Origin of the sequence: Curtobacterium guangdongense (assembly GCF_049341845.1) — a bacterium.
Taxonomy (GTDB): Bacteria; Actinomycetota; Actinomycetes; order Actinomycetales; family Microbacteriaceae; genus Curtobacterium; species Curtobacterium guangdongense.
In genome coordinates this window covers 290,610-309,935 of the sequence record NZ_JBMPIT010000006.1, presented here as the reverse complement: position 1 = coordinate 309,935, position 19,326 = coordinate 290,610, and the positions used below count along the sequence as shown (strand labels likewise).

Sequence of the window (19,326 nt, the reverse complement as noted above, 5' to 3'; positions counted from 1 at the left end):
AGGTACCGATGCTGCCAGTGAACCCGCCCGCTCGACTCCTCATGGGGCCGGGGCCGATCAACGCCGACCCGCGTGTGCTGCGTGCGCTGTCCACCCCGCTCGTCGGGCAGTACGACCCGTGGATGACGTCCGCGATGAACGACACGCAGGCGCTGTACCGGCAGGTGTTCGGCACCGTCAACGACGCGACCGTACTCGTCGACGGCACCTCGCGCGCCGGCATCGAAGCCGCGCTCGTGTCCCTGCTCGCGCCGGGGGACCGCGTGCTCGTGCCGGTGTTCGGGCGCTTCGGACACCTGCTCGCGGAGATCGCCGGACGCGCGGGGGCAGACGTCCACACGATCGAGACCGAGTGGGGGCAGGTGTTCCCGACCTCGGTGATCGAGGACGCGATCGTGGCGACGAAGCCGAAGGTCCTCGCGATCGTGCAGGGTGACACCTCGACGACGATGAACCAGCCGCTCGACGAGCTCGGTGCGATCTGCGACCGGCACGGCGTGCTCTTCTACACCGACGCCACCGCCACCATCGGCGGCAACCCGCTCGAGGTCGACGCGTGGGGCATCGACGCCGTCAGTGCCGGGCTGCAGAAGTGCCTCGGCGGACCATCGGGCAGTGCACCGCTCACCCTGTCGCCGCGCGCCGTCTCGGTGCTCGACGGCCGGCGCAGTGTCGAAGCCGGCATCCGCGAACCCGGCGACGAGGTCTCCGACGAGCCGATCCGGTCGAACTACCTCGACCTCGCGATGATCCTCGACTACTGGGGGCCGCGACGCCTGAACCACCACACCGAAGCCGCGTCGATGCTCTACGCCGCGAACGAGTGCGCGCGCATCCTGCTCGAAGAAGGACGCGACGCCGTCATCGCGCGGCACGAGCTGGCCGGCCGCGCGATGCTCGCCGGGGTCGAAGCGCTCGGGCTGGAGGTGTTCGGCGACGTCGCGCACAAGATGCACAACGTCGTCGCGGTCTCGATCCCGTCGTCGGTGCAGGGCGACGCCGTGCGGGCGTCGCTGCTCGAGGACCACGGCATCGAGATCGGCACGTCGTTCGGGCCCCTGCACGGCAAGGTCTGGCGCATCGGGACGATGGGCTACAACGCCCGCAAGGACGCCGTCGTGACGACGCTCTCGGCGCTCGAGCAGTCGCTGCGTCGCGGCGGGTTCCCCGTACCGCAGGGCGGTGGCGTGGACGCGGCGCTCGACACCTACGCGGGAGCACGGCCGTGACCGTCGACGCCGCGACGATCGTCGCGTGGTGTGACGAGCTCGCCGCCGTCACCGCGACGCCGGGCCAGATCACCCGCGTCTACCTGTCGCCGGAGCACGCCAGGGTGAACACGATCGTCGCGCGCTGGATGCAGGACGCCGGGATGACCACGTGGCAGGACGACGCCGGCAACCTGCACGGCAGCGTCCCCGGTGCCACGGACGACGCCCCCGTGCTGCTCGTCGGTTCGCACCTCGACACCGTGGTGGACGCCGGCCGGTACGACGGCATCGTCGGGGTGCTCATGGGCATCGCGGCCGTCGCCCGCATCCGCGCCGAGCACGGCACGCTGCCGTTCGGCATCCAGGTGATCGCGTTCTCCGACGAAGAGGGGACGCGCTTCGGCAAGGCGCTGCTCGGGTCCTCGGCGGTCGCCGGGGTCTGGGACGACGCCTGGTGGGAGCTGACCGACGCCGAGGGGGTCTCCCTCCGGCAGGCGTTCACCGACTTCGGGCTCGACCCCTCGCGCGTCGGGGACGCCGCGGTGGACCCGTCGCGGCTCGTCGGGTACCTCGAGGCGCACATCGAGCAGGGGCCGTACCTCGAACAGGCCGACCAGGCACTCGGTGTCGTCACGAGCATCGCCAGTGCCCGCCGCTTCACGGTCGAGGCCGTCGGGGAGGCCCGGCACGCCGGCGGCACCCCGTACGAGCGCCGACACGATGCGCTCCTGGCCGCCGCCGAGGCCGCACTCGCCGTCGAGCGGATCTGCCGGGCGTCGCAGCACGTCGGGACGGTCGGCACGATGACGGTCGAACCGGGTGCCGTGAACGTCGTCCCGGGCCTCGCACACTTCTCGGTGGACCTGCGGGGCGAGTTCGACGACGGACGCGACCGGGTCTGGGACGAGATCACGAAGGCGTTCGCGCTGATCGGTGAGCGTCGCGGTGTCAGCGTCGAGCCGACCGAGGTGCACCGGGCTCCTGCCGTGTTCTGCGCGCCGCGGCTGATGGACGCCGTCCGGGCCGGGATCGTCGCCACGGGGTCGCCCGAGCCGATGGAGCTGTTCTCCCGCGCGGGGCACGACGCCATGTCGCTCGGGCTCGTCACCGACGTCGCGATGCTGTTCCTCCGGAACCCCGACGGCATCAGCCACCACCCGGACGAGTTCGTCTCCGAGGCCGACATCGCCCTCGGGCTCGACGCCCTCGTCACCGCGATCACGACCCTTGCAGCGGAGCCCTCGTGACCACCGCCCAGCCCGACGTGCGCGGGCGCATCGACGCGGTGTGGGAGCAGCTCTCACCCGCCGAACGCCGGGTCGCCGCGATGGTCCGCCACGACCCGGAGCTCCTGCTCGTCGGGACCTCGGCGCAGCTCGCCGCCGAGTCCGGTACCTCGAAGGCGACGGTCTCGCGCCTCGTCCGGTCCCTCGGGTTCCAGGACGCCGCCGAGGTCCGGCAGGAACTCATGTCGGCACGGGGCAGCGGGTTGCCCTGGGCCGCGGAGGACGCCGCGCACGTGGACCAGCGTGCCGTCGAGTCGCGAAACCTCGACGCCGCGTTCGCTTCCCTGGCCCGCGCCGAACGCCCCCGTCTCGCCCGGCGCATCATCCGGGCGCGCCGGGTCCTGGTGTTCGGGGAGCGTGGCGCGCACCCGATCGCGCTGCAGCTCCGCGCGCAGCTCGCGCAGGTCCGGCCGGATGTCCGGGTCGGTCCGGCACCCGGGCAGCGACTCGGGGAGGAGGTGGCGGACCTCGACCGCCGGGACCTCGTCATCGTGGTCACCGTCCGTCGGCACGCGGCGGGCATCGACCGACTCGTGCGGCACTGCGTGGCATCGGGTGCCGACGTCGTCGTGATCGGGGACCCGACGGCCGCCGTGATCGCTGCGCCGGCTGCGACGACGATCCTCTGCCCGGTGGACTCGCCGTCCGCGTTCGACTCGCTCGCGGCCTTGTTCGCCGTGGTCGCCGCGATCGCGAACGACGTCTACGAGGCCTCGGGCCCCGCCGGCCGCGCACACGTGGATGCCGTCGCTGCGGCGTACGACACCCTCGGGGAGCTCGCCGGCTCCTGACGGTGGCTTGAGCTCGGCGCCGGAACGACCCATCACGCCCGCAATGGGAAGCCGAATCGCGCGTAGGAGGCCGGAACGTCCGACCTCCTACGCGCGATTCCGCCTCCTACGCGCGATTCGGCCCCGCGGGCCCGCGGAGCTCGGCGGCCAGCGCCGCGTTGCGGGAGCGGATCAGCGCGGGGACGTACCGCGCCAGCACGGCCCGCTCGGCGATCACGCCCAGCGGGCCGAGCGGTGCCCGGAACGCGATCTCGTCGACCATCCGTGTGCCGCGACCCGACGGCTCGAACCGGTGCTCGTGCCGGAACCGGGCGAACGGACCGCGGACCTGTTCGTCGACGAACCGGTGTGGAGCCTCCAATGCGGTGATCCGACTGGTGAGCCGCCAGACGATCCCGAAGTGCCGCGCACGGAACGTGACGGTCTCGCCCAACGCGATCCGGCCGCTCGTCGTGCCGGCCACGGCACGCTCCCCGGTGCCGGCGAGTGAGCGTTCGTGCGCCCCGATGTCGAGCGAGAGCGCGAACGCGCGCTCGGCTGACGCATCGAGCTCGGTCACGATGCGGAACGACACGGTCATGCCCCGATCCTCCCGCAGTGCAGGATGGTCACGTGGCATCGACGACGGAAACCGCCAGGAGGCTCGCCCCCGGTCTCGCACTCGCGACCGGCATCGCCGTGGTCGCCACGGTCATCGGCCGGTTCCTCCCCGTCGTCGGGGCGCCGGTCAGCGGCGTGGTGCTCGGCGCGGTCATCGGGATGGTGCGTCGTCCGGCCGACTCGCTGAAGCCCGGGATCACGACGGCGTCGAAGTTCGTGCTGCAGCTGGCCGTCGTGCTCCTCGGTGCGCAGCTGTCGCTCGCCGAGGTCGCCCGCGTCGGCGTGGAGTCGCTGCCGGTGATGCTCGGCACGCTCGTCATCTGCCTGCTCGCGGCGTGGGGTGTCGGGCGGCTGCTCGGCGTCGTCGGCAACCTGCGGACGCTGATCGGCGTCGGGACGGGCATCTGCGGCGCATCGGCGATCGCCGCCGTGACGCCCGTGATCGGCGCGGTGTCGGTCGAGGTCGCGTACGCCGTCTCCACGATCTTCCTGTTCAACGTCGCCGCAGTGATCGTCTTCCCGATCGTCGGGCACGCGCTCGGGATGAGCCAGCACGCGTTCGGGCTCTTCGCCGGCACCGCCGTGAACGACACGTCGTCGGTCGTGGCGGCCGCGAGCACCTACGGCACCCAGGCGGCGAACTTCGCGGTCGTCGTGAAGCTCGTCCGGACGCTGATGATCATCCCGATCGTCCTCGGGCTCGCGTGGCTGGTGGGGAGGCGGTCGGCGGCAGCGGTCACGGTCGAGGGTGCGGCGCCGACTCGCTGGTCGCTCCGGCGGGTCTGGAAGCTCGTGCCGTGGTTCCTGACCGGCTTCGTGATCGCCGCCGCGGTGAACTCCACCGGGATCCTCCCAGGGCCCGTGCACCCCGCGATCTCGACCGTCGCCGCGTTCCTCATCACGGTGGCGCTCAGCGCGATCGGGCTCTCGACCGACATCGCCGGGTTCCGTCGGGCAGGGTTCCGACCGCTGGTGCTCGGGCTGGTGCTCTGGGTCGTCGTCACCGGATCGAGTCTCGGGCTGATGGCGCTGACCGGCTCGCTGTAGGCGCGCCGGCGACGCACGCCGGCGGGCTGGAGGCCGCGGTACCGTCGACTGCATGAGCTTCGCGTTCCCGGTGATCGACGGCCACAACGACCTGCCGTGGGAGCGGCGCGAGTCCCACGACTCCGGAGTCGAGGGCATCGACACCGAGGAGTCGTCGCTCCACACCGACATCCCGAAGCTCCGGGCCGGCGGTGTCGTCGGGCAGTTCTGGTCCGTGTTCGTCCCCGCCGACGACCCCGACCCGGTCCGCACGACGCTGCAGCAGATCGACTTGGCGCACCGGATCATCGCGCGGTACCCGGATGACCTCGCGCTCGCCCGCACCGCCGCCGAGGTCCGAGCCGCCGTCGAGTCGGGACGGATCGCGTCGTTGCTCGGCGCAGAGGGCGGGCACTCCATCGGGGACGACCTCGCCGTGCTCCGCGACTTCGCTCGACTCGGCGTGCGGTACATGACCCTGACGCACAACGACGACACCCCGTGGGCCGACTCGGCGACGGGCGCCCGCGCCCACGGCGGGCTGACCGACCGCGGCCGACAGGTCGTGGCGGAGATGGAGCGGATCGGCATGCTCGTCGACCTGTCCCACACCGCGCCGTCCACGATGCGGGACACCCTCGACGTCGCCACCCGGCCGGTCGTCTTCAGCCACTCCTCGACCATCGCCGTGAACGACCACCCGCGGAACGTCCCCGACGACGTCCTCGCGCGACTGTCCGACAACGGCGGCGTCGTGATGATCACCTTCGTGCCGAAGTTCGTGTCGCGGGCCTGGGCAGACTGGGAAGAGGCGGGCTCCGTCGGCGACGGCCCCCTCGTCACGGTGTCCGACATCGCCGACCACGTCGAGCACGCACGGGACGTCGCGGGAGCCGCGCACATCGGCATCGGCGGCGACTACGACGGCACCCCCGTCCTGCCGCCGGACGTCCGGGACGTCTCGCGCTACCCGGTCCTCGCCGCCGAGCTCGAACGCCGGGGCTGGAGCGCCGCGGAGCTCGAGGCGCTCGCCGGCGGCAACGTCCTCCGCGTGCTCGAGGCCACCGACGACCGGTTCAGCGGCTTCTCGGGGTGAACCCGCTCAGCCGTACGTCGGGAACTGCGGCCAGCCGTCGGGGCTGTCCTCCCAGTCCTGCTGCCGGCCGTACACCGTGCGGTCCATGACGTGCGCGACCGGCATGATCGCCTCCGTCCCGCGCGCGGTCGTCGAGTACGTCAGGTACGGCACGCCGTCCCGGAGCAGGTAGCAGGAGTACCCGGGGACCGGCCCCTCCGGTTGCGTCCAGCCCCAGTCGTCGTGGTAGCTCGTCCCGCCGGACGACACCCACGTGTGCGGCCAGCCCCGCGCCGCCTTCCACGCCTCGAGCTTCTCGATCGGCGCCTGCGCGATCATCGCGAACGCGATGCCCTCGTCCGCCAGCCGACCCATGTCGGCGGGCAGGTTGTCGGCGCCCCACGTGCACGCCGGGCAGGCCTCGTCCCACTCCGGGGCGTACATGACGTTCTGCACGAGCAGCAGGTACTTGTCGCCGAAGAGCTCGGTGAGTCGGACGGGGCCGTCCGGACCGGTGAACTCGTAGTCGTCGACCCGCACCATCGGGAGCCGCCGTCGTGCGGCTGCGACCCGGTCCCCGTGCCGGGTGAGTTCCTTCTCGTCCTCCACCTGCGCGTCGAGTGCCGCGTCGAACGTGGCACGGTCCACCACCGGTGGGGCGGCCTCGGGTTGTGCCTGCTGGAACATGCCGACCTCCTCGTCGTTGCCGCGCAAAGTACTCGGCTCGTCGACATCGCGTGTGGGTCGGTCCGCGAGTCTCGAGCTGAGCGACAGTTCTCGGGCTCCACAGCGCGTGATCTGTCGCTCAGTCCGAGACTCGTGCCCGGCCGGCAGGACGAGCCGGTCGGGTAGCGGACTGGAGGCGCGAGCCGACCTGGGTGGGTGGGGCACGTCATGGACAGGGCCGAGTCGGGTCCGGTGGCTAGGATCGCATCGCACACCGCGCCTCCAGGAAGGGTCGCGGACTCGACCCGAGTGAGGACGGACCGGATGAGCGGCACCATCTACGACAACATCTCCCAGGCCTTCGGCAACACCCCGCTGGTGAAGCTGAACCGGCTGCCGGCCGAAGGCGCGGCAGAGGTCCTCGCGAAGCTCGAGTTCTACAACCCCGGTGCCAGCGTCAAGGACCGCCTCGGCGTCGCGATCATCGACGCGGCCGAGGAATCCGGCGACCTGAAGCCGGGCGGCACGATCGTCGAGGGGTCGTCCGGCAACACGGGCATCGCACTCGCGCTCGTCGGGGCCGCTCGTGGGTACCGGGTCGTCATCACGATGCCCGAGACGATGAGCGTCGAACGTCGTGCCCTGATCCGCGCGTACGGTGCGGAGATCGTGCTGACCCCGGGACCGGAGGGCATGAAGGGTGCGGTGTCCAAGGCCGCGTCGATCGTCGAGGAGACCCCGGGTGCGATCCTCGCGCACCAGTTCGAGACCGCCGCGAACGCCGCGATCCACCGGAAGACCACCGCCGAGGAGATCCTCCGCGACACCGAGGGACACGTCGACGTGTTCGTCGCGGGCGTCGGTACCGGTGGCACGATCACGGGTGTCGGGCAGGTCCTCAAGGAGCGTGTGCCCGGCGTGCAGATCGTCGCGGTCGAGCCGAAGGACTCCCCGCTGCTGACGGAGGGCAAGGCCGGCCCGCACAAGATCCAGGGCATCGGTGCGAACTTCATCCCCGAGGTGCTCGACCAGTCCGTCATCGACGAGGTGTTCGACGTCGAGCTCGACGACGCGTTGCGGGTCGCCCGAGACCTCGGGACGCAGGAGGGCATCCTCGCCGGCATCTCGTCCGGCGCGATCATCCATGCTGCGCTCGTGATCGCCGCACGTCCGGAGAACGCGGGCAAGCGCATCGTCGCAATCGTGTGCGACACCGGCGAGCGCTACCTGTCGACCGTGCTGTTCGAAGGGCTCACTGCGTGACGCATCGCCGACGTGGCGTGCTGCGGACCGTCCGGGAGGACCTCGCCGCAGCACGCCGAGGGGATCCCGCTGCTCGCGGGGACCTCGAGAACGCCGTCGTCTACTCGGGGCTGCACGCGATCTGGGCGTTCCGGTTCGCGCACAAGCTCTGGATCGCGGAGGGGCTGCCCGGTTCCCGGTTCGCGGCACGGGTCGTCGCGCAGACCGCCCGTGCCCTGACCGGCATCGAGATCCACCCAGGGGCACGCATCGGACGACGGTTCTTCATCGACCACGGCATGGGTGTCGTCATCGGGGAGACCGCGGTCGTCGGTGACGACGTCCTGATGTTCCACGGCGTGACGCTCGGCGGTCGCGGGGGAGCCCACGGCCCCGGCGCGAAGCGGCACCCGACCGTGGGCGACCGCGTCGTGCTCGGAGCAGGGTCGTCCCTGATCGGGGACATCACGGTGGCGCACGACTCCGTCGTCGGCGCGAACACCGTCGTGACGAAGGACGTCCCGCCGCACTCGGTCGTCACCGGGGTCGCCGGCACCGCTCGCCCGCGGTCCGGTGGCGAGGGCGTCCCGACGCTGTAGGCCCGCGGGTCGGCTCAGCTCAGCTCAGCTCGCACGCGATGCCGTCGGCGTCAGCGTCGAGCTTCTTGTTGGCGTTGTAGAGCGCGTCGTCCTTCTTCACCGTGCCCTTGAACGCACGGTGGGTGACCTTGCCGCCCGACCGCACGGTGTTGTCCTTCGTTGCCTTCAGCGCGATGCCGCCGGAGTACGCCTTGTGGACGGCGTCGCAGTTCTTGTACGTCGTGGTGGCCGCCTGCGCCGAGGTCGCGCCGCCGAGCGCGACCGTCCCGGCGAGGACGGTGGTGGCCGCAGCGACGGCGATGGTACGGATGACGCGCATGGTTCCCCCTGGATCGAGATCGCCGCATCGAGCACGCGGCAGGAGCGATGGTAGGCAGCGTCGTGCCGCGACGTCGCGCCCCAGAACGGGGTGCTGTCGGCGGTGTGGGGCATGCTGGGGGGATGGACGGCACGGAGCTGCACGAGGTCGCTGCCCGCACCGCGCTGGCGCTCCCGGCAACCGAGGAGACCCAGCCCTTCGGCGAAGGCGCGTTCGTCTACAAGGTCGTCGGCAAGATGTTCGTGATGACCTCCGAGCTCCGCGGCGTGCCGATCGTGAACCTCAAGTGCGCGCCTCCGCACGGCGCCGCACTGGTCCGCGACCACGAGGAGATCACGCCGGGGTGGCACATGAACAAGCGGCACTGGATCACGCTCGCACCGGGGAACGGCATCGACGAGACCGTCGTCGAGGACCTCGTGGCGAACGCCTACGAGCTCGTGGTCGCGGGGTTGCCGGTGGCGAAGCGGCCGATCGACCCGGCACGCCGGCGCGCGTCGGACTGACGGTGCCGGGCGATCTGGCAGGCTGAGCTCATGCAATGGCGCAATGACCGGACCGTGCTCGAAGCCGCGACGGCGGTCGCCGAACGACTCGGCGGGGACGTCACCCACACCGTGGCGTCGGCCGCGATGGACCTGTCCGGCCGCGTGCACACCGCCGTCAACGTCTCGCACTTCACCGGCGGCCCGTGTGCGGAGCTCGCGGTCCTCGGCGCCGCAGTAGCGGTGTCCGACGACCCGATCATGACGATCGTCGCGGTCGCCGATGCCGGACGCGGGGTCATCCCGCCCTGCGGCCGGTGCCGCCAGGTGTTGCTCGACCTGCAGCCCCAGGTGCTGGTGCTGATGCCGGGGGACGGTGACGAGGACCCGGTGGGGACCCCAGTGCGCGATCTGCTCCCCGGCGCGTACGACTGGCCGGACGCCCGTGCCCAGCGGGTCGTGCGGTTCGCCGGGCGGTACCACGACGACGTGCTCGCTGGGCGGAAGACCGCGACGATCCGGTTCCGCGATCCGCAGGGCATCGGCCCGACGACGTTCGTGTTCGAGGACGAGCACGCCGACGGGTTCGTGACCGCCGACGCCGTGGTCGACTCCGTGACGGTGAAGCGCGTCCGCGAGATCGACGACGCCGATGCCCGGGACGAAGGAGTCGGCGACGTGGCGGCGCTGCGCGACGGGCTCTCCGGGCACTACCCACGGCTGCGCGACGACGACCTGGTCGAGGTCGTCCGCTTCCGGGTGGTCTAGACGGCGACCCTGGCGAGGACCTTCGCCACGTCGCGCTGCACCTTCGGCGCGAGCGGCCGTTCGCTCGACAGGACGGCCCGTGCCTGGTCCGGCGTCAGCCCCGCGAACATGTCGCCGATCGTGACGCCGTGGTCGGGGCGCTCGAGCACCGTGATCGGGTCGCCCGCCGCGACCGGCCCGGACTTGACCACCCGGAAGTAGGCGCCGGGTCGGCCCTCCTCGGTGAACCGCTTCACCCACTTGTCCACGCCGAGTCGGCGGGCGAAGGTGCCGCACGGGATCCGCGGGATCGTGACCTCGAGCAGCAGGGTGTCGCCGACGAGCCAGCGTTCGCCGGTCACGGCGCCGGTGACGTCGATCCCGGACGTCCTGAGGTTCTCGCCGAACAGCCCGGCGGGGATCGGACGGTCGAGCAGGTCGGCGAAGTGGGCGGCGTCCTCGTCGGCGTACGCGTAGACGGCCTGGTCCTCGCCGCCGTGGTGCTTCCGGTCCGCCTGCACGTCGGCGTACAGGCCGAGGGGTCGGACGCGGACCGGTCCCTCGACCGGGCGCTTGTCGATCGCGGTGATCCCGATCGTGCCGGAGTCGGGCAGCAGGCGGTCGACGCGGCAGACGGCGGTGACGAGCGACATGGGACCAGGATGCCCGAGATGTGTGACGAAGTGCAGTCTGGACGCGTCACATCCGTGAGCGCAGCCCGCTCGCAACTCCGACCAGTAGAAGGAAACCGTGCACCACCCACCACCCAGGACGGCTCTCGTCGACCTCGACGACGGTGTCCTCGCCGGACGGTCGGCCGACGGCGACGTCCGTGCCTTCGAGGTCCTCATCCGCCGACACACGCCGCTGCTCCGCGCCTACGCACGCCGGACCCTCGGTTCGACGGACGAGCTGGACGACGTCGTGCAGGAGACCTTCATCACGGCGTGGAACCGCCTCGACGCGCTCCAGGACAACGCGCACGTGAAGGCGTGGCTGATGCGGATCCTGAGCCGGAAGTGCATCGACCGCATCCGAGCGCGTCGGGATCACGACGACGTCACCGAGCTCGAGGTCGCGGCTCCGTCCGACGACGCCCCGGAACGCGTCGCCGAGGCACGTGACCGCGAGCACGCCGTCGAGGTCGCCCTCGCCGAGCTCCCGGAGGCGCAGCGGCGGTGCTGGTTGATGAAGGAAGTGCTCGGGTACCGCTACGAGGAGATCGCCGAGGAACTCGACGTGCCGCTCTCGACCGTCCGCGGGCTGTTGTCCCGCGCCAGGAAGAACATGATCCGTCTGATGGAGGGATGGCGATGACCGCCGCACCCGAACCGCTCGAGCCCGACCGCGTGGTGCTCGCCGCCCTCGAGCCGGAGGACCTCGACGGACACACGATCGACGAGCTCGCCGACTACCTCGACGCCGGCATGCAGCCTGCTGACCCGGACATCGACGACTCGCCCGCCTGCCAGAACGCGCTCGCAGCGATCATCCGACTGCGGCAGGTGTCGTTCGGCTCGCTCGAGGCGGCCGCCCTGGCAGAAGCACCCGCTGACGAGTCGTGGATCGGCGGTGTCCTCGCCAACATCTCGCTCGAGGCCCGTTCCGGCCGCGACGTCCCGCTGCGTGCCGAGGCGGCGACGGAGCACCCGGTCATGACCGAGGGAGCGATCCGCTCACTGGTTCGTCGAGCCGGTGACGCCGTTCCGGGCATCGTCGTGGCACGCTGTTCGATCGACGGCGACGTCACCGTCCTCGCCGCGCCGGTGCGCGTGACCGTCGAGGTCGCGATCGTCGCCGGCCCGTCCATCCCGACGACCGCCGATCTGGTCCGCGCCGCGGTGGACTCGGCGCTCGCCGAGCAGACGGACCTGGTGGTCGAGGCGATCGACGTGGTCGTCCGTGACCTGATCGAGACGACGTCGGAGGAGGAACGATGAGCGAGACGCGGGACGAGGACATGCAGTCCGAGACGACGGACACGGGGGCCTCCCTGGCCTCGATCGAGACGGCTGTGCTGGGGGTGGCCGGTGTCGCCGACCTGTTCCACGCGAAGCCGACGCTGGGCAGCACCGCCAGGTCCGTCCGTCACCTGACGACGCCGGTTTCGGCGCCGCGGGTCGTCGTGGACGGCGACGTCCTGCGTGTCGTCATCGGGACCGACGGTGTCGTCCCGGCACCGCAGGTCGCACGAGCGGTGCACGACGCGGCCCTCGCCGAGGCGGCGCGCAACGGTATGGTGCTGGCTCGGATCGACGTCCGAGTCGCGCGAGTCGGCTGACCCGCGCGCCCACCGGCACACCCGTCAGCGACGCGCCCTCGCGTCGGCGACCTCCAGCACCACGACGATCGCGGCCACGAGCAGCGCGGTCACGACGAGCGACACCTCCGGCACCGCGATGGTCGCGAGGACGGCGAGCGTCAACACGACGACCGCGGTGTTCCACCCGACGGACAGCGACGGCCGCAGGGCCAGCGCCCAGATCGCGAGGACGAACAGCGCGACGGGGACCGCGATCGTGGCGGCGACGGACGCGTGGGACAGGTCGGCCTCGCCCGCGTCGGCGCTGACCGCCACCTCGATCCCGGCGGGCAGCGCGGCAGCAGCGGCGAACACGAAGTAGTGGCCGTACCCGAACACGAGTGCGCTCGGCAGGCCGCGGATGTGGTCGTGCTGCTCGTGCGAGAAGTAGATCCACCAGAGGCCCGCGACGATGACCAGACCACCCGCGGCCAGGACGAGCAACGGCCCGAGGTGTTCAGCGTGCCTGAGCCCGTCGATCACGGCGCTCGCCGATGCGACGAGCCCCTCGCCGAGCACGATCAGCGTGAAGAGCGAGTACCGCTCCGCGATGTGGTGCGTGTGCCACGGGGTGGTCGCGGCCCGGGACTCGGACCAGACCGGCACGAGGACCTCGAGCAGGATGAGCACCGGCGCGACGAACCGTGGCCATCCCTCCGGCAGGAACAGCATGGCGACCCAGAGCACCTGGACGACGGTGATGCCGACGACGTAGTGGAGCGCGGTCGACCGGTACTCGGACGTCGATGCCGCGACGCGGATCCACTGCCCGACGAGTGCGAGCCGCATCACGACGTACCCGATGACGACGATCGTGAACGACCCGTCCTGCATCGCCGGGCCCACGCCGGCGGCGAGCACGAGGACCCCGGCCATCTGCACGAACGTCATCACGCGGTACAGCCAGTCGTCGGTGTCGAACGACGTCGCGAACCACGTGAAGTTCAACCACGCCCACCAGATCGAGAAGAACACGAGCGCGAACGACGTGATCGCCGAACTGATGTGCCCCTCGGCCTCGATCTCGTGCAGGTTCGTCGCGGTGAACCCGACGGCCACGACGAAGACCAGGTCGAAGAGCAGCTCGAGCGGGCTGGCGGCCCGGTGCCCCTCTGCGGGGTCGCGCGGCCGCATGCGGCGGAGTCCGATCGTCGTCACCGTGCATGCCTACACGACGGCGGGCACCGTCTGCGATGGCGACACGACCTGTGGTCTCACCGAGTGCTGTGGTCGCGCCCGGCGGCGGTCGGGAGGCACGGTGCGGCGCCGCCCCGGGCCTCCCGTCCGGCTCTGGTCGCGTCCCCGGTCAGCCGATCAGTAGAAGTTGGTCGCCTGCGAGTGGCTCCACGCCGCGCAGGGCGTGCCGTACGCGTCCTTGATGTACTGCAGGCCCCACGTGACCTGGGTGGTCGCGTTGTCGGCCCAGTCGGACGAGATGGTGGCCATCTTCGAGCCGGGGAGCGCCTGCGGGATGCCGGTCGCTCCCGACGGGTTGTACGCCTTGTAGTTCCAACCGGACTCCTTGGTCCAGAGGTTGTTCAGGCACTGGAACTGGTCGGAACCCCATCCGTACTTCGACGACGCGAGGGCGCTCGCGGTGGCCTTCGCCCCGGCGGGGGTGTTCGCCGCTGCCTGCGCTGCCGCGGCGGCCTGCGCTGCCGCTGCCGCATCGGCCGCTGCCTTGTCCGCGGCAGCCTTGTCCGCCGCCGCCTTCGCTGCTGCGGCCCTCGCGTCGGCGTCCCGCTTGTCCTGGTCGGCGCTTGCCTGGGCCACGTCCTGGGTCGTGTCGACCGTGGACGCGATCCGCTCGGACAGGGCACCGCCGGAGAGCTTCGTGGGGTTCGACAGCGACGAGATCTGCTGTTCGAGCTTCGAGGTGTCCGTCTTGTCGTTGGCGTTCTCCACGACGGTCTTCGCGGTCGCGACGGTCGCCGCTGCCTGGGCACGGTCGAGCGCGGTCCCGCTGAGCCCGGGGGTGGGGCTCGACGTCGGCATACCGACGGCTTCCGCGAGCGCCGGCTGCGTCGTGACCGTGAGTGCTCCGCCGGCGATCGCGAGGACCGCTGCGCCGCTGGCGATGAGCACGCCGCGCTTGCGGAGGGTTCGTCGGATCCGGCGGCTGGGGGAGTCCAGGGCTGCTCGGCGGGTGCCGGTCGTGGTGGTGGTCGGGAGGTCGGAGTTGTGTCCTGTCATCGATTCCGGTGGTTCGGGCGGTTCGTGTGTGCGCACTGCGTCATCGCGAGAGAGCACCGAGAGCCGGTGTGAGACCGGACGGTGGTGTGGGGCCCGTCCGTTCGCCGAGTGGGCAGCCGTGTGGGGCGGCAGCCGCGATGGCGAAGCGGCAACGATGACGGGTCACCCTGGACGGTCCGTCCGGGAACACTGGCAGAACCGTCCGTCCACCCGTCGGTAACGGTTCGGTAACGGCGCGATCAGGCCGTCGAGCTGTGGGTCTCCTGGGCGACCTGGCCCTGGGCGACGCGCTCGAGTGCTCCCAGGGCGCGGGCGATGTCGTCGACGTCCTCGGCGGGGAGCTCGGCGATCAGCGACGCGACGATCCCGGTCCGCTCCGAGCGGGCGAGCTCGACCGCTGCGATGCCCTCCGGAGTGGCGCTCACCATGAACGCGCGGCCGTCGGTCGGGTCGGCTTCCCGGGCGATGAACCCGCGCTGCTCGAGCTCCGTGAGGATGCGGGTCATCGTGGGCTTCGTGACCACCTCGAGCCGCGACAGGTCGCCTGGGCGCAGGGGTCCATCCCGCTGGATCGTCGCGAGGGCCGACACGATCCCGTACCCGAGCGCGGCCGAATCGGTGCGTGCTCGTCGGTTGATGCGGCCGACCGCTGCGGCGAGGCGCGCGGCGATCTCGGTGCGGTCCGTCTGCCCCGTGTGCGGTTCGGGCTGGCGCTGCGTCATCTGCTGCTCCGGGGTCGTCGTCGAGCGGTCCTGGCGATGCTACCGGCTGTCCGGATCCCGCTGCTGAGAGCCAGCCCGGGGCGTCCCACTCGGACCAGCCGGACGGACGAACCGCCCGCCCCGGGGTCCGGGACGGGCGGTTCCTGTACGGCTGCTCAGTGCAACACGGGATTGACGTGCACCACGAGATCGATGCAGCTCAGTGCTTCTCGCCGGGGAGCTGGTGGATCGCCTCGGTCGCGAGTTCGGCCTCGATGTTGTCGCCGTTCTCGGTCGCGGTGCGGAGGCGCTTGAAGTCCGCCGTCATGCGGTCCCAGTCGACGAGCTCGTCGAGGTTCGGCAGGCGCAGACGGAAGGCGAGCCCGTCCATCGTGTCGATGCAGACGCGCCGCAGGTTCTCGTTGCCGCACTCCTCGACGTAGAGGGCGAAGACCCCGAGGGCGTCGGTGTTGACGCCCTTGACGTCGTGCGACTCGAGCTCCTTGATCGTCTTGTCGAGCGCCGCGAGGATCTTCTTGCGCGTGGCGGTGCCCAGGCGCGGGACCGCGAGGCGGACGACGCCGCCGAAGAGCACGCCGAGGGTCTGCAGTGCTTCGACGACCTCGGACGGGTCGGGCGTCGTGACCCGGGTGTACCGGTTCGGCGCCATCTCGATGAGCCCGGCGCGGGCGAGCTGGCTGAGGGCTTCGCGGATGGGGGTGCGTGAGACGCCGAGCCATGCGATGAGCTCGTCGTCGTTGAGCCGCTCACCGGGCTCGAGCGTGCCGTCCATGATCGCTTCGTGGATCTTCTGACGGACGGTGTCGCGGAGCAGCTGGTGTTCGGTCGGGGCGCTGCTGGGGACCGGCATGTGGTGTCCTTCGGATCGGGGGTTCCGCACCCGTTCGGGATCGGTGCGGACGCATCGGTCACGATACCTGATATGCGAACGGCGTTCCGGTCGGTTCCGGGAGTGTCACGTACCCGTCGACGGGTTCGGTCCGAGCAGCTCCGTCGTCCGGCGGTCCTCGGCCCCGCTCCACCACCGCTCGAGCACCGATCGGAACGGCCGGGGATCCTCGGCGACGGCGGCGAAGAGCGTCATCGACGACCGGAGCTTCAGCGCGTCGACGCCGCCCACCAGCTCCTCGACGGAGCGCGCGGGGGCGGTGCGTGCTGCCTCGGCGGCGGCGAGCAGTCGCGCGCCGAGCACGGGATGGCCGAGGTAGGCGCGGGCCTCCTCGGCGCCCGAGATGCCGTAGCGCTCGGCGGTCGGGCTGTGTCCGAGGCCGCGCAGCTGCGGGAACACGAACCACATCCAGTGCGACGACTTCCGGCCTCGGGCGAGTTCCGCGAGCGCGGTGTCCTGGACGCCGTCCTGCGCGCGGACGAAGCGGTCGAGGCCGAACGGGTCGAGTGCGAACGTGTCACTCATCGGACGACGTCACCCCAGCCGTACCGGACGGTCGTCCCGTCGAGGACCAGGAGCGAATCCGGTGCCCGGTCGAAGAGCCCCGGCATGCCGACGGCGTCCGGCAGGTCGCCCTCCAGCCGTTCGAGCGTCGCCGAGCGGAGCAGGAGGGGCTGGTGCTCCCGCTGCCAGAAGACGGTCTGCGCGAGGTGTCTGGCGTGGATCCCGGCGCGCGTGGTGAGCTCGGCGGCGAGTGGTGAGGAGTCGGTGGCGCCGGCCACGACACGGACGAACGCGGCGTGGCGGGGGCGAGCCGGGCCTCCCGGCCGTGCGCGACGCAACCGGTCAGGGTGCCGCACCGAGCGGTACCGCAGCGCATCCCCTCGCCGCTTGCCCCTGGCGTGTGCGAACGCGTACGGGACCCCGAGCAACGCGTGCGCCGCGACGATGGCCGGGACGTTCGCCGTGTCGATCGTCCGGTAGGCGACCCCGTGCCGACCACGGTCGTCGACGGTGAGGATCTCGATCGTCACCTCGGTCATCGTGCCCAGACGACCCGACGGGGGGAACGGCGGCACGCGCGTCTCGCGGAACACGTACGCGCTGAGCCCGGCCCAAGCACTCCCGTCCACCACGTCCGGTCGGGTCCCGCGGGGGACGAGCCGGGCGAGCGACGCCGGGTCGTGCCGCCAGTGCGCGAAGACGACGTCCTCCCACGCGTGCACCGTGACCGGACGGTGCAGGAGCGGCTCCGCGGCCCGGCCGTCCGGCGAGGGGGTCATCGGCGTGGCGCGGACCGGCCGACGCGGAGCGCCCAGGACACGAGCGGTGCCTGTAGGGGCAGTCGCAGGACCGACACCATCCGCATGGTGCGGGTCGACCGCGGGCTGTCGAGCAGGTCCTTCGCCATCTTCACGTTCGCGGGGAAGACCGCGACGAAGAGGGCGGCGGCTGCGATCCCGGCTGCGCGGCGGGTGGCCGGGACGGCGAGTCCCGCCGCGATCCCGAGCTCGGCGATGCCGGAGGCCAGGGTCGTGGTCCGTGGTGGCAGGCCCTCCGGGACGATGCGGTCGTAGCCGCGCGGGCGGAGGAAGTGCGTGACGCCGGCGCTGCCGAGGATCACGGCGAGGATCGCCGCCGTCCGGTTGGCGCGTCTGGCGCGTGCTGAGCGTCGTCCCATGGCACCATCGTGGCCCGCGCGACCGTCGATGCTCTCAGAGCCGGCCCAGGATCCGACCAGGTCGGGCGGGCACGGGGGCGGGTTGCGTCAGGCCAGCGCGGTCGCGACGAGGTCGAGGACGACGGCTGCGACCTCCGCCTTCGTGCCGGAGGCGGCGCGCACCACCTCGCCGCCGGGGACGATCACCTCGATGGCGTTCTCCTCGCGCTCGAACCCCTCTGACCAGCCGACCCGGTTCATCACGAGCATGTCGGCCGGCTTCCTCGCGATCTTCGCGCGACCGAGCTCGATCCGGGCATCGCGGTCCGGCTCGGTCTCGGCGGCGAAGCCCACGACGATCTGCCCGGTGCGGCGGTTCGCCACGAGGTCCGCGAGCACGTCGGGGTTCCGCACGAGCTCGAGCGTCATCCGGTCGCCCTGCGCGTCCTTCTTGAGCTTCTCGGCGCGGACCTCGGCGGGTCGGTAGTCGGCGACGGCGGCGGTCATCACGACGACGTCCGCATCCGCCGCCGCGGCGTGCACGGCCTCGGCGAGTTCGAGCGCCGACCCGACCTGGACGACGAGCGCGTCGAGTCCCGCGGTCAGGCTGCCGTCCACGTTCGCGCTGACGAGGGTCACGTCGGCGCCACGGGCGGCGGCCGCGGTGGCGATCGCGATGCCCTGTCGGCCGCTCGAGCGGTTGCCGACGAAGCGGACGGGGTCGAACGGTTCGCGGGTGCCGCCGGCGCTGACGACGAGGCGGACGCCGGACAGGTCGCCCTGCTCGCCGCGGGCGGTCGTGCCTGTCGCTCCGGTCGTTCCGGTCGTTCCGGTCTGGAGGCTCAGGTCGCCCCCGCCGGCTCGTCCCGCGTCCGTCGTCTGCTCCAGCACCGCCAGGGCGGCCGCGACGATCGTGTCGGGTTCCGACATGCGCCCCATGCCGGAGTCGTCGCCGGTGAGGGCCCCGACCTCCGGGCCGACGACCTGCACGCCGCGCTCACGGAGGGTCGCGATGTTCGCCCGGGTCGCGGGGTGCTCCCACATCTGCGGGTGCATCGCCGGCGCGACGACGACGGGTGCCTCGGTCGCCAGCAGGGTCGTGCCGAGCAGGTCGGGGGCGAGGCCGGCGGCCATCCGCGCGAGCGAGTCGGCGGTCGCGGGTGCGACGACCACGAGGTCGGCCCGACGTCCGAGCGAGACGTGGCGGACCTCGGCGACCTCCTCGAAGACGCTCGTCGAGACGGGGTTCCGGCTGAGCGCCTCGAGCGTCGGGAGCCCCACGAAGCGCAGGGCGCCCTCGGTGGGGACCACGTGCACGTCGTGGCCGGCCTTCACGAACTCCCGGACGACCTGGACGGCCTTGTACGCCGCGATGCCCCCGGTGATCCCGACGACGATGGTCCTGCGCTGCTGCGGTGCGTTGGTCACGTCGGCCACGCTACCCGGCTGGGCGTGACCGTCACGGGCGTGCGCTCGGGTCCGGGCACGGGCGTGCGCTCGGGCGTGCATGGCA

Annotated in this window: 24 protein-coding genes; 12 read left to right on the top strand and 12 right to left on the bottom strand. The window is 71.8% G+C overall.

Annotated elements, in window-relative coordinates; translation table 11 throughout:
• Nucleotides 1–8: 8 nt before the first annotated feature.
• From ACO0E1_RS11765 to ACO0E1_RS11755, 3 genes are read left to right on the top strand one after another with little or no spacing between them, the layout of a single operon-like run.
• Nucleotides 9–1,229 carry a pyridoxal-phosphate-dependent aminotransferase family protein gene (locus tag ACO0E1_RS11765; protein ID WP_422874346.1) on the top strand — a complete coding sequence of 407 codons (1,221 nt, stop codon included), beginning with the start codon at nucleotides 9–11 and terminating at the stop codon, nucleotides 1,227–1,229.
• A complete protein-coding gene (locus ACO0E1_RS11760; RefSeq protein WP_422874345.1) occupies nucleotides 1,226–2,458 on the top strand; it encodes an allantoate amidohydrolase in 1,233 nt (410 codons plus the stop codon). Before ACO0E1_RS11765 ends, ACO0E1_RS11760 begins: the two co-directional genes overlap by 4 nt.
• Complete coding sequence (locus ACO0E1_RS11755) at nucleotides 2,455–3,288, top strand: MurR/RpiR family transcriptional regulator (RefSeq protein WP_422874344.1); 834 nt, start codon at nucleotides 2,455–2,457, stop codon at nucleotides 3,286–3,288. Before ACO0E1_RS11760 ends, ACO0E1_RS11755 begins: the two co-directional genes overlap by 4 nt.
• 106 nt (nucleotides 3,289–3,394) lie before the next feature.
• On the opposite strand, the gene ACO0E1_RS11750 is transcribed toward ACO0E1_RS11755, so the two are convergent.
• A complete protein-coding gene (locus ACO0E1_RS11750; RefSeq protein ID WP_422874343.1) occupies nucleotides 3,395–3,868 on the bottom strand; it encodes an SRPBCC family protein in 474 nt (157 codons plus the stop codon).
• A gap of 32 nt (nucleotides 3,869–3,900) precedes the next feature.
• On the opposite strand from ACO0E1_RS11750, the gene ACO0E1_RS11745 reads away from it, so the two are divergent.
• Together ACO0E1_RS11745 and ACO0E1_RS11740 are read left to right on the top strand one after the other, a co-directional pair.
• Nucleotides 3,901–4,935, top strand: a complete 1,035-nt coding sequence (locus ACO0E1_RS11745) for a YeiH family protein (protein WP_422874342.1) — start codon at nucleotides 3,901–3,903, stop codon at nucleotides 4,933–4,935.
• Between the two features lie 52 nt (nucleotides 4,936–4,987).
• Nucleotides 4,988–6,010: a dipeptidase gene (locus ACO0E1_RS11740; protein ID WP_422874341.1), complete on the top strand. Its 1,023-nt coding sequence runs from the start codon at nucleotides 4,988–4,990 to the stop codon at nucleotides 6,008–6,010.
• A 6-nt stretch (nucleotides 6,011–6,016) separates the two neighbouring features.
• Here ACO0E1_RS11740 and ACO0E1_RS11735 read toward each other — a convergent pair whose 3' ends face one another.
• Nucleotides 6,017–6,676: a DUF899 family protein gene (locus ACO0E1_RS11735; protein WP_422874340.1), complete on the bottom strand. Its 660-nt coding sequence runs from the start codon at nucleotides 6,674–6,676 to the stop codon at nucleotides 6,017–6,019.
• Nucleotides 6,677–6,979: 303 nt separating this feature from the next.
• Between ACO0E1_RS11735 and cysK the strand changes: the two genes are divergently transcribed.
• Nucleotides 6,980–7,918 carry a cysteine synthase A gene (cysK, locus tag ACO0E1_RS11730; protein ID WP_422874339.1) on the top strand — a complete coding sequence of 313 codons (939 nt, stop codon included), beginning with the start codon at nucleotides 6,980–6,982 and terminating at the stop codon, nucleotides 7,916–7,918.
• Nucleotides 7,915–8,496: a serine O-acetyltransferase EpsC gene (gene epsC / locus ACO0E1_RS11725; RefSeq protein WP_422874338.1), complete on the top strand. Its 582-nt coding sequence runs from the start codon at nucleotides 7,915–7,917 to the stop codon at nucleotides 8,494–8,496. The genes cysK and epsC overlap by 4 nt, the downstream gene beginning before the upstream one ends.
• 19 nt (nucleotides 8,497–8,515) lie before the next feature.
• Here the strand turns inward: epsC and ACO0E1_RS11720 are convergent, their stop codons facing one another.
• Nucleotides 8,516–8,815, bottom strand: coding sequence for an excalibur calcium-binding domain-containing protein (locus ACO0E1_RS11720; protein ID WP_281265247.1), 300 nt, complete (start codon nucleotides 8,813–8,815; stop codon nucleotides 8,516–8,518).
• A 122-nt stretch (nucleotides 8,816–8,937) separates the two neighbouring features.
• Here ACO0E1_RS11720 and ACO0E1_RS11715 point away from each other — a divergent pair, with 122 nt between their 5' ends.
• On the top strand, nucleotides 8,938–9,321 hold the full coding sequence (locus tag ACO0E1_RS11715) for an MmcQ/YjbR family DNA-binding protein (protein ID WP_422874337.1): 384 nt from the start codon (nucleotides 8,938–8,940) through the stop codon (nucleotides 9,319–9,321).
• Nucleotides 9,322–9,351: 30 nt separating this feature from the next.
• Nucleotides 9,352–10,068 carry an ASCH domain-containing protein gene (locus ACO0E1_RS11710; RefSeq protein ID WP_422874336.1) on the top strand — a complete coding sequence of 239 codons (717 nt, stop codon included), beginning with the start codon at nucleotides 9,352–9,354 and terminating at the stop codon, nucleotides 10,066–10,068.
• On the opposite strand, the gene ACO0E1_RS11705 is transcribed toward ACO0E1_RS11710, so the two are convergent.
• Complete coding sequence (locus tag ACO0E1_RS11705; protein ID WP_422874335.1) at nucleotides 10,065–10,700, bottom strand: MOSC domain-containing protein; 636 nt, start codon at nucleotides 10,698–10,700, stop codon at nucleotides 10,065–10,067. The genes ACO0E1_RS11710 and ACO0E1_RS11705 overlap by 4 nt on opposite strands.
• A gap of 97 nt (nucleotides 10,701–10,797) precedes the next feature.
• Between ACO0E1_RS11705 and ACO0E1_RS11700 the strand changes: the two genes are divergently transcribed.
• From ACO0E1_RS11700 to ACO0E1_RS11690, 3 genes are read left to right on the top strand one after another with little or no spacing between them, the layout of a single operon-like run.
• Complete coding sequence (locus tag ACO0E1_RS11700; RefSeq protein ID WP_422874334.1) at nucleotides 10,798–11,364, top strand: RNA polymerase sigma factor; 567 nt, start codon at nucleotides 10,798–10,800, stop codon at nucleotides 11,362–11,364.
• Nucleotides 11,361–11,987: an Asp23/Gls24 family envelope stress response protein gene (locus ACO0E1_RS11695; protein WP_422874333.1), complete on the top strand. Its 627-nt coding sequence runs from the start codon at nucleotides 11,361–11,363 to the stop codon at nucleotides 11,985–11,987. The genes ACO0E1_RS11700 and ACO0E1_RS11695 overlap by 4 nt, the downstream gene beginning before the upstream one ends.
• Nucleotides 11,984–12,328, top strand: coding sequence for a hypothetical protein (locus ACO0E1_RS11690; RefSeq protein WP_422874332.1), 345 nt, complete (start codon nucleotides 11,984–11,986; stop codon nucleotides 12,326–12,328). Before ACO0E1_RS11695 ends, ACO0E1_RS11690 begins: the two co-directional genes overlap by 4 nt.
• 24 nt (nucleotides 12,329–12,352) lie before the next feature.
• On the opposite strand, the gene ACO0E1_RS11685 is transcribed toward ACO0E1_RS11690, so the two are convergent.
• From ACO0E1_RS11685 to ACO0E1_RS11650, 8 genes are all read right to left on the bottom strand, one after another.
• Complete coding sequence (locus ACO0E1_RS11685) at nucleotides 12,353–13,507, bottom strand: low temperature requirement protein A (RefSeq protein ID WP_422874331.1); 1,155 nt, start codon at nucleotides 13,505–13,507, stop codon at nucleotides 12,353–12,355.
• A 156-nt stretch (nucleotides 13,508–13,663) separates the two neighbouring features.
• Complete coding sequence (locus ACO0E1_RS11680; RefSeq protein ID WP_422874330.1) at nucleotides 13,664–14,542, bottom strand: aggregation-promoting factor C-terminal-like domain-containing protein; 879 nt, start codon at nucleotides 14,540–14,542, stop codon at nucleotides 13,664–13,666.
• 239 nt (nucleotides 14,543–14,781) lie between these two features.
• A complete protein-coding gene (locus ACO0E1_RS11675) occupies nucleotides 14,782–15,264 on the bottom strand; it encodes a MarR family winged helix-turn-helix transcriptional regulator (RefSeq protein WP_422874329.1) in 483 nt (160 codons plus the stop codon).
• A 199-nt stretch (nucleotides 15,265–15,463) separates the two neighbouring features.
• Entirely contained in the window at nucleotides 15,464–16,114 is a 651-nt protein-coding gene (locus tag ACO0E1_RS11670) for a GntR family transcriptional regulator (protein ID WP_422874328.1), read from the bottom strand.
• 105 nt (nucleotides 16,115–16,219) lie between these two features.
• A complete protein-coding gene (locus tag ACO0E1_RS11665; RefSeq protein WP_422874327.1) occupies nucleotides 16,220–16,678 on the bottom strand; it encodes a DUF1810 domain-containing protein in 459 nt (152 codons plus the stop codon).
• Nucleotides 16,675–17,436, bottom strand: a complete 762-nt coding sequence (locus tag ACO0E1_RS11660; RefSeq protein WP_422874326.1) for a YqjF family protein — start codon at nucleotides 17,434–17,436, stop codon at nucleotides 16,675–16,677. The genes ACO0E1_RS11665 and ACO0E1_RS11660 overlap by 4 nt, the downstream gene beginning before the upstream one ends.
• On the bottom strand, nucleotides 17,433–17,834 hold the full coding sequence (locus tag ACO0E1_RS11655; RefSeq protein ID WP_422874325.1) for a DoxX family protein: 402 nt from the start codon (nucleotides 17,832–17,834) through the stop codon (nucleotides 17,433–17,435). The genes ACO0E1_RS11660 and ACO0E1_RS11655 overlap by 4 nt, the downstream gene beginning before the upstream one ends.
• Before the next feature lie 87 nt (nucleotides 17,835–17,921).
• Nucleotides 17,922–19,241 (bottom strand): bifunctional phosphopantothenoylcysteine decarboxylase/phosphopantothenate synthase, encoded by a 1,320-nt coding sequence (locus tag ACO0E1_RS11650; protein WP_422874324.1) that lies wholly within the window; start codon nucleotides 19,239–19,241, stop codon nucleotides 17,922–17,924.
• Nucleotides 19,242–19,326 lie beyond the last annotated feature (85 nt).